Below are 11957 nucleotides of genomic sequence, written 5' to 3' on the forward strand. Positions count from 1 at the left end.
GTGGCTCGAATGCGTGCGGAGCTGTACTGCGATTCCGGCAGCTCGGGGGTTTCTTTGTGCAATTGGATTCTCCAGGGCGTTTCACCTGGGACGGCCTCACCCTCTGCGAACAGACGGGCGGCCGGCTCGCGGTCCCGCACCTCTTCGAGGTGCCGGCTGCGTTGTTGTGGGCGGAAACGGCCAGCCCGGCCCCATGACGTCGACGGCCAGTCCCCGCTTGCGTCCCGGTGTCTTCTTGCCGGCGTCCAATCCCGTCGTGGCCTTCGGGACACCCGCCGCGGCGCGGACGGACTGGGTGTCGGTGATCACGGGGGATGGGGCCTCTAACCGGCGGGCCTTCTCCCGTACCTGGCAGCACAGAAGTTCCAGGATCCGCTGGTTGAGACCGTCCTGACGCCACAGCGTGAAGTAGTAGAACACCGCCGACCAGGCAGGGAAGTCGTGGGGCAGGTACCGCCACTGACAGCCGGTCCGGTTCTGGTAGGAGATCGCGTTCACGACCTCCCGGAGATCACAGGAGCCTGGGTCTCCGGTCGCCGACCGCTCCACCCGGGCCTGCTTCCAGGCCGTGATCACCGGCTCGATCAACGCCCACTGCTCGTTCGATAGGTCACTCGGATACGGCTCTCGCTCCATGCCCGCATCCCAGCATGCGCATGACGAACAGTCTCCTCGTGCAGCGATCAGTACGGCGCGGGCGGCGCACCGGCCTCAACGGAAGCCGTAGTAGAGGGAGTTGTGCACGGTGTCCGGAAGATAGAGCACATCGTGACCGTCCGAGTCCCGCCGCACCGCGAGCCGGTCCGCGCTCACGCCCGGCGCGGCGGACTGCGCGGTCCAGGCCCCGTCCGCCGACTGCGTCGCGGCAAAGACCCGGTCGGTGCCCGAGGTGGTCACGTAGTAGATCCGCTTGGTGTCCGTCTCGTCCCAGGTGATGCCGAGGGCGGCTGCGGTCTGTCCGCCGGCGTACACGGTCTTGCTGACCCAGTCGCTGCCGCTCGGATAGGCGTAGTACACACGGAAGTTGCCGCCGCTGTCGGCCGAGCGGTAGCGGTAGGCGACCTTCGGGGTGGAGCCGTCGAGGGTGAGCTTGGCGCTCTGCACCGCAGGACCGGCGTACGCGTTGTCGATGCTCCACTCCTCGCCGGTGGTCAGCTGCTGGATCACGTCGGAGGTGTCGGGCGTCACCGGGACGGTGAGCGCCGCACCCGTACTGTCGGCGAAGTCGCCAGTCGCCGGGTCGAAGCGCAGGTAGGAGAGCTGGTGGCGGAACCCGGTCGCCGGCGCCTTCGCCCACTCGTACAGCAGGTGCACACGCCCCTCGCTGTCGACCGTCAGGTCGTCGGGGTACACGGAGCGGTTCAGCGCGCCGGCGAACGTGGCAACCACGCTCCAGCGCGCCGCTGCGTTGTCCCAGCGGTAGAGCTTGCCGGGGCGCTGATCGGCGCCGGCGCCGACACGGGCGGCCAGGTACAGATCGCCGTTGGGCGCCGTGGCGACGATCGGATAGGTGATGCCCTGGCCCTGGTCGGGCAGTTCAGCCGCATGGTCGGTGACGTCCCCGCCGGGGGCCTCGGTACGGAAGTAGCGCCAGGCGTCGGCGTGCATGGAGGCGAACACATGCAGACGTCCGTTGCCGTCCCGCGCGACGGACGGCTGGTTGTGGCCGTTGTCGTCAGGGAACTCCGCCTGCGCCCCGCTCTGGTCGAGTAGCGGCAGCAGGCTCCAGACCCCGTCCGGGTCGCGCCGCGCGACGGCGGGCCGGTGCGTGGCGGCCGTCGAGCCCGGCTCGTTGAAGGCGAAGTACGTGTACTGGCCGCGGCCCTTGTACGTGGCGACCGGCGTCCACCAAGCGGCCTGGTTCGACGAGTCCATCGCGTACGGGACCTTCTCGATCAACGCCGCCGCGGCTGCCGTGCTCTGCGCGGTGTCGGCCCGGGCGGCCGGGACGGGCAGGAGCAGGGCGGCCAGGGCCGTGGCCGAGGCGGTGTACGTGCGTACCGTGGGACGTCGCAAGATGAGCTCCTTCGCGGGTGCGTGCGCGGGCGTGGAGGTGACGCGGACGGCAGCGGCCCGAGAGCCGGCCGGCGCGGTCGTCGTGCGGGGTACGGAGCAGGGCCAGGCGAGGGTCGTGCGACGTTCGCCTGGCCCGGACTACGGCGCTGGGCCTCAGCGCTTGATGAGCGCGGCGGCCTCCTCGCCGGCCTGCTTCATCGCGTCCTTCGGCTTCGACTTGCCGACGAGGACGGCCTGCACCTGCTTGGCGACGGCCTCCTCGATCTGGGCATTCTGCGCGAACTGCCAGAACGGGCTGCCGGTCGCCGTCTTGGTGATCTTCTCGGTCCACTCCGTGGTGAAGGTGTCCTTGGCGACCTCCGGGGCGGCCAGACCCGCGGTGGTGGACGGCGGCAGTGCGCGCGCGGCGAAGTACTCGGAGGTGGTGGCCTGGTCGGTGGTGGTGTGCAGCGCGAACTCGGTCGCCGCGTCCTGCCCCTTGCCCTTCACGATCGCGATCACGCCGCCCCACAGCAGCGCCTGCGGCGTGTCCCCGGCCTTGAGCACCGGACGCTCCATCGGCTGCATGGCGTTGGCCAGCGTCTTGTCCTTGGACTGGGCAGAGGTCACGCCCTTGCCGATGATCGCGTCGTCGTAGAAGGCGGCCTTGCCCTGCCCGAACAGGGCGCGCGCGTCGAAGCGGTCCACGTCGGCGGCGATCAGCTTCTCGTCGTGCAGCTTCTTGTACCAGGTGACCGCGTCGATCGAGGCGTCGTCGCCTATCGTGACCTTCCCACCGTCGAGCAGCTTGCAGCCGAAGGTCTGCATCCACGGGAAGATGTCCTTGAGCTGCGCGACCTTGGTGGCAGCGGCATACGGCACGACACCGCCGCCGAGCCCCTTCAGCTCCCGTAGTGCGGCCTCGAACTCCTCAAGGGTGGTGGGGTGCTTCTTGATCCCGGCCTTCTCCAGGAGCTGGGAGTTGGCGATCACACCGATCGATCCGGTGTTCCACGGCAGCCCGTACTGTTTGCCGTCGTACTTGCCGCTGTTCAGCGCCACGTCGGTGTAGCCGCCCTTACCGGCCACCGATCCGAGGTCGGCCAGCTTGCCCATCTGCGCCATCGCGGCGAGCCAGGCGATGTCGAGGTGCACCGCACCCGTCGTCTCCCCGCCGCCCAGCTTGAGGGTGAGCTGGCTCAGGTACTCGTTGTACGGGTACGAGACCGCGCGGATCGTGGACTTCTCGGCCTTCTCCCATGCCGCGATGATCTTCTCGATCGAGGGCTTGGCGGCCTCCTCGTTGAGCGACCAGGAGGTGAAGTCGAAGTTCTTGGACTTCGGGTCGCCGCCGTTGGAGGTGCTGCCGGCGCCGGACGGTGCACAGGCGCCGAGCACACCGGCGCCGGCCACACCGAGCGCGCCGATGCCGAACATGCGCAGCGCGCCGCGCCGGCTGATGCCAGAGGTGGTCATGATCTCTCCATGGGGGGGTAAGTGGGAGGGGAGGTACGTGAGGGCGCGGGCTGATCCCGCGGGTTCAGCTCTTGACCGAACCGGCGGTCATGCCGCCGACGAGGTAGCGCTGCAGGAACATGAAGGCGACGACCACCGGGATGGACACGATGAGCGAGGCCGCCATCAACTGGGGCCAGGCGGTCTGGAATTCGCCGATGTAGGTGGAGACGAGGCCGGGAGGCAGGGTCTGCTTCTCCTTGTCGGCCAGGGTCAGCGCGAAGATGAAGTCGTTCCAGCCGCGTACGAAGGCGAAGAGCCCGGCGGCGATCATCCCGGGCGCGGCCAGCGGCGCCACGATGGAGTGCAGCGTCCGCCACCGGGACGCGCCGTCGATGGACGCCGCCTCCAGCAGGGCGTCCGGGATGGTGTCGAAGATGCCCTTCAGCATCCAGACGCACAGCGGCATGGTGAACGTGGTGAAGGAGAGCACCAGGGCGGTGTACGTGTTGAGCATGCCGAAGCTGGAGAAGACGGTGTACAGCGTCACCAGCAGGAGCGCCTGGGGGAACATCTGGGAGGCCAGTACCAGGTGCATCAGCGACCGGCGCCCGCGGTAGCGGAACTTGGAGAACGAGTAGCCCATGTATGTGGCGACGACCACGCTCAGCACGGCGGTGATCGAGGCCACGATGAGCGAGTTGATCATGTACTTGATCAGCTGGTCGTTCTCGGCGAGGGCCGTGAAGTTGCTGAGGGTCAGATCGGTGGGTATCAGCTTCGGCGGGAACTGGAAGGTCGACTCGGGGGTGCTCAGCGCGGTGGCGAGCAGCCAGTAGACCGGCAGCAGACCGAAGGCGCCGATGACGACGACCGCACTCCAGGCGGCGATCCGCGAGCGCAGCAGGTCCTTGCGTATACGGCGCCGAGCACTGCGCCCAGCCCGCGTGGCGGACGGCCGCGGCCGGTCGACGGCGGACAGCGCGGTGGAGGTAGTGGAGGTCATCAGGCGTCGCCCTTCCGCTCGGTGATCCTGAGGTAGACGGCGACGAGGAGGAGCAGGAGCAGCATCCACAGTCCGCCCAGCGCGGTGGCCCGGCCGATGTCGAAGCCCTTGAAGGCGGTCTGGTACACGGCGGTCGCGAACGTCTCGGTGGTGCCGGCCGGTCCGCCGCCGGTGAGGACGTAGATGGTGTCGAAGTGCTGGAAGTTCCAGATGAACTCCAGCAGGAGCACGATCGAGGCGACACCGCGGACCTGCGGCCAGGTGACGGCGAAGAAGCGCCGGATCGAACCCGCCCCGTCCATCGAGGCCGCCTCGTGCAGCTCCCTGGGCACGGTCTGCAGACCGGCCAGGAGCATCACCATCATCCAGGGGAAGCTGGCCCAGGTCTTGGTGACGATGACGGCGAGCATCGCGGTGCCGGGCTGGCCGAGCCAGGCGACGGACTCGTCGATGATTCCGGTCTTCATGAGGACGCCGTTGAGCACCCCGTAGTTTGCGTTGAAGATCCACATCCAGAGGAAGGAGACCACCACGCCCGGGATCACCCAGGGGAACAGGAACAGGCCGCGCAGGACGCCGCTGCCCTTGAGGCCGGTGTTCAGTGCGAGCGCGAGCGCGAAGCCGAGCGCGAAGGGGACGAGCGTCGCGCCGACGGTGAAGATCAGCGTCTGCTTGAGGATCGTGAGGAAGTCGCCGTCCAGCCAGTATGTGAAGTTGTCCAGGCCGACGAACTCCCGGCCCGGCAGCCGCAGATCCTGCTTGAAGAAGCCGGTGAACAGTGCCGACAGCAGCGGGTAGAAGATGATCGCCGCGAACAGGGCGAGTCCCGGTGCGGTCAGCAGCAGGGCGAACGCACCGTTGGAGAGCCGTCCGCCGGTCCGCTGACGGGGCGGGGGCGCCTTCTGGGGAGGTGCGGCCGTACTCATGGGTGTGTCCTCTCAAACGGGGCGGGAGCGCCGGGGCCCTGCGTGAACGCCATCCATGCTCCATTGAATGCAAGTTGCAGCATGCGGGATCGTTCTCCATATCGTGCGATGGCGTCAACCCTTTTGGTCGGCGAATCGCCGGTTCTGTGCAGGACCGGCGAACTCGCCCCACCTGCTCTGAACTTGAACTTCGGCTTGCGACAGCCAGGTCGGTGGCCGTAACCGGAACTTACAACGAATCCCACTGACTGAACAGTGGTTGCACAATATGGATGTGATGTACGTTCAAGGTTGCTCCGCTGCCGGGGAGTATCCGAGCTTCACACCAAGGAGGCCGCACCGTGCGGGAAGAAGAGGTCCATTACGACATCGCCGTGATCGGCGGCGGATTGGCGGGGACCTGTGCGGCCATCGCCGCGGCCCGGCTCGGCCGACGCGTCGCCCTGGTCAACAACCGGCCCGTCCTGGGCGGCAACGCCAGCAGCGAGATCCGCGTCTGGGTCTGCGGCGCCACCGCACACGGCGTGCACCGCTGGGCCCGCGAGACCGGAATCATGGGCGAGCTGTACACCGAGAACCAGTACCGCAACCCCGAGGGCAACCCCTATTACTGGGACCAGGTCGTCCTCGACGCCGTCCGTGCCGAACCGAACATCGACCTCTACCTCAACACCGACGTACGCGAGGTCGACGCGAGCGGCCCCGACGACAGCCGCGAGGTGCACTCCTGCACCGGCTGGATGGTGGGCTCGGAGCGCCGCATCACCTTCCATGCGCGCCAGTTCCTCGACTGCACCGGTGACGGCCTGCTCGGCCACCTCGCCGGTGCCCGCTACCGCATAGGCCGCGAGGCACAGACCGAGTTCGACGAGCCCTGGGCGCCGGCCGAGGCGGACCAGGCGCTGCTCGGCTCGACGATCCTCTTCCACACCAGGGACACGGGCCGGCCGGCGAAGTTCGTACCGCCCGCCTACGCCAAGGACCTGTCGACCACGCCCATCCTGCGCAACCGCATCCTGCGCACCGGGGACAACGGCTGCGACTACTGGTGGATCGAGTGGGGCGGCGAACTCGACACCGTCCACGACAACGAGCGCATCCGCGACGAGCTCCAGGCCGTGATCATGGGCGTCTGGGACCACATCAAGAACTCAGGCCAGTTCCCCGACGCGGCGAACCTCACCCTGGAATGGGTCGGCAGTCTCCCCGGTAAGCGCGAGTACCGCCGCTTCCTCGGCGACTACGTCCTCACTCAGCAGGACATCCTTCAGCAGCGCCAGTTCGCCGACCGGATCGCCTTCGGCGGCTGGTCCGTCGACCTCCACCCCGTACAGGGCATGTACGCCGACGAGCCCGGCGCCCGCCAGCGATACGCGGACGGCATCTTCCACATCCCGCTGCGCTCCCTGTACTCGGCGAACGTCACGAACCTGCACTTCGCCGGGCGCAACATCTCCGCCACCCACATCGCCTTCGGGGCCACCCGCGTCATGGCCACCTGCGCGACACTCGGCGAGGCCGCGGGCACCGCCGCGGCCCTGTGCGTCGCCGAGGGCCTCACGCCGCGCGAACTCGCCACCAAACGACCGGAACTGGTACGCCACACCCTGCTGCGCCAGGACGCCTCCGTGATCGGCCTCGCCGACGACGACCCCGACAACCTGGCGTGCACTGCCCGCGTCACCGCCTCCTCCCACCTGACGCGTCTGGCCGCCGAACCCACACCGGCCGCGCCCGGCACCCCGTACCCCCTCACCCGCGACCTGGCCCTCCTGCTTCCGGTCGACCCCGCACTCGACACGGTCGACCTCCTCGTCCACGGCGCCCCGAACGGCCAGTCCCGCGAACTCACCGTGGAACTGTGGAGCACGGGCCACCCCGAAAACGCGGTCCCCGCCGACCACCTCCTCACGACCACTGTCACCGTCCCGTCCGACGGCCCCCACTGGGTCACGGCCCGCCTCGACCACCACCCCGACACCCCCCAGAACGCGATCCTCATCGTCCGAGCCTGCGCGGACACGGCCCTGGTCCTCCTACCCGAACGCACCGACGGTGTCCTCGCCCTGCGCAGGAAGGCCGAGGGAGACGCGGCCGTCGACCACGACATCCCGGAAGAAGACGGACAACTGGTCCTGGAATGGCAGGCCCGCGGCTTGCGCCGCCAGACCTTCGCCTTTCGAGCGGCCCCCGACACCACGGCATTCCACCCCGAACGGGCCGTAGGCGGATACCAACGTCCCTACGGCGGCCCGCACATGTGGTCCTCCGCGCCGGAGGACGCCGCTGAGTGGCTCCGTCTCGACTGGCGCAACGAGCAAGAACTCGCCGAAACGCGCCTGGTGTTCGACGACGACGTCGACGAATACCTCAACAACCTGCACCGCCACCGCACCCCGTACGAGGTCATGCCGGAACTCGTACGCGACTACCGCATCCAGAGCCGCGACGCCGCCGGTACCTGGCACACACTCCTGACGGTGACGGACAACCGACGCCGCCACCGTGTACACGAACTGAGGGCCGCGGACGGCAGCCCCGTACGCACCGACGCACTACGGCTCGTGGTCGACGCGACGCACGGGGCACGGCACGCGCACGTGATCGCCTTCAAGGCGTACGGCGCATAGCCACATGGCGAAGGGGTCCGGTGGAGGCTGATCAGCCTCCACCGGACCCCTTCGCCATGTACGTCAGAGCGCGCCAAGTGCCTGACTGATGGCGTCGGCGGCCTCGATGACCTCGCGTACGAGGGCGAGGCGCTGCCCCTCGGTATCGGAGCGGTCCCCGAGCAGCGAGGTCGGGCCCCACAGGGAGATGGCGGCGACGACGTCCCCCGAAGCGTCGCGGACGGGCGCGGCCAGGGACGCGCGGCCCAGGGCGCGCTCCTCGGCTTCGACGGCGTATCCGGTGCGCCGGACAGTGTCGATCTCGGTGTCGAGGAGGTCGTGACTGGTGGTCGTGTACTCGGTGTGCGCGTCGAGAGGTTCTCCCAGCAGTTTGCGACGCTCTTTGGGAGCGAGATCGGTGAGCAGACACTTGCCGATGCTCGTGGCATGCAGCGGGGCGGTGTGTCCGGCCTGCGTATAGGACTTGGGGGCGCGCGTGCCCTCGAAATTGCACAGGAACATCAGCTCGGTACCGCGGCGTACGGCCACGTTGGCCCCGAGCCCGGTGCGGGTGGCGAGGTCCTGGAGCACCATGCGGGCGGCCCGGTGCACGGGGTGGCGGTTGGTGGCGGTGGCGGCGAGGGGGAGGAGGCCGAGGCTGAGCCGGTAGAGGTTGCTGACCGGATCGCGTTCGACCATGTCGAGGCGTTCCAGGGTGGACAGCAGGCGAGAGGTGGTCGACGAGCCCAGTCCGGTGAGCTCGGCGACGTCGGAGACACGGAGTTCGGCCCGACCGGAGTCGAGTGCGCGCAGCACCGAGACCGCTCGTTCGACGCTCTGGTTCGTCCCGACATCAGTCGCCCGCGTAGCCATGACCCTCCTCGTTTTGCAAATCGCTTGCACAATCTGCATCAGCATATCGCGCATCATCGACGCCCGTACCTGAAATCAGCGACAGTGGCAGTTCCGCGACGTCACCCGGGCCAGACGCGGGCGACGTCGCGGAACTGCCGGCATTCACCCGGCAGTCTGAGCTGCCCCGAGTTTCGTAGCCTTGAAGGAACCGTTGAGCGCCTCGGCCTGGTGAACCCAGCCGCGCGGGGCCTCCTTGTGGATGCCCAGGTCCTTCGCGACATGGGCGACCGGACGACCGGAGGCCTGGACCTCGCGGATGGCCCGCTCGCGCAGCCCGTCGGGGTACTGCCGTGGTGCAGGCATCGGACCTGTGCTCTCCCATCTGCCCGTCCGGCGGGCCCTTTCCCCCGGGAAGGCGCGAGCTGCCCCTCACCGCTGTCACGCCGACTGTGCTGAGCCCCGTAACCGCGTCCGTGCGGGAGGCGGTCAAGCGGTAGGGCGCGATACCACCACTCAGTCCGCCCCCGACAGAAAGCGTCGCTGGACCTCTTCCAGGGCCGCCGTTTCGGCCCGCTCGTCCGGGTGGTCGAAGTGCCCCGCCCGCAGAACGAAGAGTTCGCGCGGCCCGGCCAGTGCGTTGTGCACCGCGAACTGCCCCGGTGGGGGTACCGCCGGATCGAACAGGGCGGCACCCACATGCACTGGGATGTGAAGGTGCCGGGCCGCTGTCGCGGCGTCGAAGTACGCCAGGACGTCCAGCACCGAGGGCTCCTCGGCGAGCCGCGTACGCACCGACTCTCCGCTGCCCGTGCACGGCAGTGTCACCCGGAGCGGATGGTTTCCGAAGGTCGGCACCGTAAGGCCGGCGGCATGGAAACGGTCGTCCCAGGGGAGCGCCAACGCCCCGATGCCGCCGCCGAAACTCGTGCCCAGGTACGTCAGCCGCCCGGCAGCCTCCGGCACCAGCCGCAGCAGTGCGGTGGCCGCACACCAGACATCCGCCACGCACCCGCCGATGAGGTACGACTCCCGGGCGCCGATGCCGTGCAGAACGTGCCCCGCCGAGTCCGAGGGAACGCCGGGCAGCAGGCTCCGCGTTCCGAGCCCGCGCAGGCAGGGCCAGATGGTCGCAGTCCCCGGCGGGGGTTGCCAGGGGGCCGGGGCCGCCCGGCCTCCGTATCCGTGTGTCGCCACACAGCCCTGCGTAACGCGGCCATCGGCAGGGACGGTCAGCCACCCGCCGATACGGACGCCGTCGGCGGATGTGTACGAGACGTCGGCGACCCGCACGCCGTCCACGGTGGCCCACGGTCCCTCGATCCGAGGCGCCGGGTCGACGCGTAGCGCACTCGCGTAGCGCTCCTGCCAGAAGTCGGCGAAGCCGTCCGGGCCTGGCGGAGCCCCCACCGCAAGGAGGCGCGGCAGGTCGTAGCCGTAGGTGGGGTCGAACGGCAAATCATGCTGAAGCGAGCTGAGTTCACTGCCGTCTGACGTGAGCGGATGGGTGGGCAAGATCTCTCCTTGTTCGGTGTGCGAAGTGACCAGCACGCCCTTCCGGCACAGCTCTCGACACGACGTACCCTGTCCTGCCGGCGCTGAGCCCCCGGTACGGGCTTGACCTGCCGACTCAACGGTCACGTCCCGCTGGGCGATGTAGTCACGGCAGCTGTTTCGATCAGGACGGCGGCGAGTCGGTCCAGGGGCGGCGGGGTTGGGGAAGATCTGGACGACGTCGGTCCGTCGTTAGACCACCAGCTGGACGTGGTCCAGGCCGCGGGCCCGTAGACGGCGCAGGAATTCGGTGCAAAACGGCTTCGACTCGCTGTCGCCGACCATCAACCCGAGGACCTCGCGGTGCCCGCTGGTGGAATCCCCGTCGCGATCATCATCGCCTGCGAGACAATACGGTGACTCACCTGCGCCTTGCAACAGGTCGCGGCTAACTTGACTCTGTCGGGGATCTTGGAGTTTCCCGGTGCGCCAGCGTGATCAGCGGGCATGCTCGGGACTGCTTCGAAGGCCGATGCAGTTGTCGAGGTGTCAGTTGTCGCTCCGTCCCCGTTCCGGTGAGCAGGTCCCGTCTCTGACCGCGCAGATCGCGCGGGCGAGCAACCCGGGCGGTACGACGGCGATGTGGGTAAGAGACCGGCTGGACGGACTGTGGTGCGACGAGGACTTCGCGGGCTGGTACCCGCGTGACGGACGCCCCGGCATCTCGCCCGCCCAATTGGCCACCGTCTGTGTGCTGAAGTTCCTGCTCGGTCTGTCGGACCGCGTCGGTGCCGAACCCTAGACTCACGGGGACACCGCCCCAAGGAGGACCAGGCATGCCCACCCCCGAACCGGTGAGACTTCGCAGTGAGAGCGCCGGGCCGTACGCGGTTGTCGTCCCCCACGATCCCATCACCGACCGTCGCCTCTCTGCGACCGACCTCGGCGTATATCTGCGCTGCCGGTGGCTGTTGGACGTCTGTGCCCCATACGGCGATGTCGATTGGCTGATCTCTGAACTTGGCATGCCGGAGGCTGAGACCCGTGGCTCTGTTCGACGCCTCGTCGAACTCGGTTACTTCGAAACGGTCGGGGCCATCGAGGCCGAATTCCGTTCTGCGCATGACGTGGGCGACGGCGTCCGCGCCGCCATCGAGGCGACAGTCGACGATCTCACGCCGACCGAGCGTGCCTCGGTCGCCCGTTTCGCCGATCTCGTGGACCGACGCCAGGCACAGGCGGACGCGGCGTTCACCGCGGAGCAGAGGCGCGACCTGTCCGGCAGCTAGTGGAGGACTCTCCGGGTTGTCCGCCGCGTCAACGGCCTGCGGCTACGGCGGCGAACTGGTGGCTCGGCCATCCCGCATCCAGCTCGTGCGCCGCGTCTGGGCGGCCCAGCAGAAGAAGCCGAGCGCCTGACCGCCTACGGGGCAGTCGTCCTTCCCGCCGGGGCAGAGCCGCAGTGCGGGCCCGACGGGGGCGAACTCGCCGAGCTCCAGCGCGGCGTCGCGCCAGTTGGCCATGTGAGCGACATCCCGCGAGTGTGGCACGGGGCGAAGGCGCGGAGGGCCCGAACGGATCATGACGGTTCTTCAGGATTACCGAGGAACCATCCACTGC

11 protein-coding genes and 2 pseudogenes are annotated in these 11957 nt (G+C 68.6%); 3 read left to right on the forward strand and 10 right to left on the reverse strand.

The features are described from left to right. Positions 1-151 precede the first annotated feature (151 nt). From OG953_RS36540 to OG953_RS36560, 5 genes and pseudogenes are all read right to left on the reverse strand, one after another. A pseudogene (locus OG953_RS36540) lies at positions 152-636 on the reverse strand (transposase); the annotation flags it as partial. Between the two features lie 75 nt (positions 637-711). Further along, positions 712-2016, reverse strand: coding sequence for a BNR-4 repeat-containing protein (locus tag OG953_RS36545; protein ID WP_405689642.1), 1305 nt, complete (start codon positions 2014-2016; stop codon positions 712-714). 153 nt (positions 2017-2169) lie between these two features. Beyond that, positions 2170-3471: an extracellular solute-binding protein gene (locus OG953_RS36550; RefSeq protein WP_382953760.1), complete on the reverse strand. Its 1302-nt coding sequence runs from the start codon at positions 3469-3471 to the stop codon at positions 2170-2172. A gap of 64 nt (positions 3472-3535) precedes the next feature. Beyond that, positions 3536-4456, reverse strand: coding sequence for a carbohydrate ABC transporter permease (locus tag OG953_RS36555; RefSeq protein WP_345515743.1), 921 nt, complete (start codon positions 4454-4456; stop codon positions 3536-3538). Continuing rightward, positions 4456-5382, reverse strand: a complete 927-nt coding sequence (locus OG953_RS36560) for a carbohydrate ABC transporter permease (protein WP_405689645.1) — start codon at positions 5380-5382, stop codon at positions 4456-4458. The genes OG953_RS36555 and OG953_RS36560 overlap by 1 nt, the downstream gene beginning before the upstream one ends. A gap of 341 nt (positions 5383-5723) precedes the next feature. On the opposite strand from OG953_RS36560, the gene OG953_RS36565 reads away from it, so the two are divergent. Further along, positions 5724-8012 carry an FAD-dependent oxidoreductase gene (locus OG953_RS36565; RefSeq protein ID WP_405689648.1) on the forward strand — a complete coding sequence of 763 codons (2289 nt, stop codon included), beginning with the start codon at positions 5724-5726 and terminating at the stop codon, positions 8010-8012. Positions 8013-8075: 63 nt separating this feature from the next. On the opposite strand, the gene OG953_RS36570 is transcribed toward OG953_RS36565, so the two are convergent. The 4 genes and pseudogenes from OG953_RS36570 to OG953_RS36585 all read right to left on the reverse strand — a co-directional run. After that, a complete protein-coding gene (locus tag OG953_RS36570; protein WP_405689650.1) occupies positions 8076-8864 on the reverse strand; it encodes an IclR family transcriptional regulator in 789 nt (262 codons plus the stop codon). A 144-nt stretch (positions 8865-9008) separates the two neighbouring features. Continuing rightward, positions 9009-9209, reverse strand: a complete 201-nt coding sequence (locus OG953_RS36575; RefSeq protein WP_405689652.1) for a transposase — start codon at positions 9207-9209, stop codon at positions 9009-9011. A gap of 150 nt (positions 9210-9359) precedes the next feature. Beyond that, positions 9360-10358 carry an acetylxylan esterase gene (locus OG953_RS36580; RefSeq protein ID WP_405689653.1) on the reverse strand — a complete coding sequence of 333 codons (999 nt, stop codon included), beginning with the start codon at positions 10356-10358 and terminating at the stop codon, positions 9360-9362. Between the two features lie 234 nt (positions 10359-10592). Further along, positions 10593-10795 (reverse strand): annotated as a pseudogene (locus tag OG953_RS36585) (transposase); the annotation flags it as partial. 95 nt (positions 10796-10890) lie between these two features. On the opposite strand from OG953_RS36585, the gene OG953_RS36590 reads away from it, so the two are divergent. Both OG953_RS36590 and OG953_RS36595 read left to right on the forward strand, forming a co-directional pair. Further along, complete coding sequence (locus OG953_RS36590; protein ID WP_405689655.1) at positions 10891-11139, forward strand: hypothetical protein; 249 nt, start codon at positions 10891-10893, stop codon at positions 11137-11139. A gap of 34 nt (positions 11140-11173) precedes the next feature. Beyond that, on the forward strand, positions 11174-11626 hold the full coding sequence (locus OG953_RS36595) for a hypothetical protein (RefSeq protein WP_405689657.1): 453 nt from the start codon (positions 11174-11176) through the stop codon (positions 11624-11626). A 42-nt stretch (positions 11627-11668) separates the two neighbouring features. Here the strand turns inward: OG953_RS36595 and OG953_RS36600 are convergent, their stop codons facing one another. Beyond that, a complete protein-coding gene (locus OG953_RS36600; protein ID WP_405689659.1) occupies positions 11669-11860 on the reverse strand; it encodes a hypothetical protein in 192 nt (63 codons plus the stop codon). Positions 11861-11957: the final 97 nt, after the last annotated feature.

This window comes from Streptomyces sp. NBC_00057, from assembly GCF_045041165.1.
In the GTDB taxonomy this organism is placed as follows: domain Bacteria; phylum Actinomycetota; class Actinomycetes; order Streptomycetales; family Streptomycetaceae; genus Streptomyces.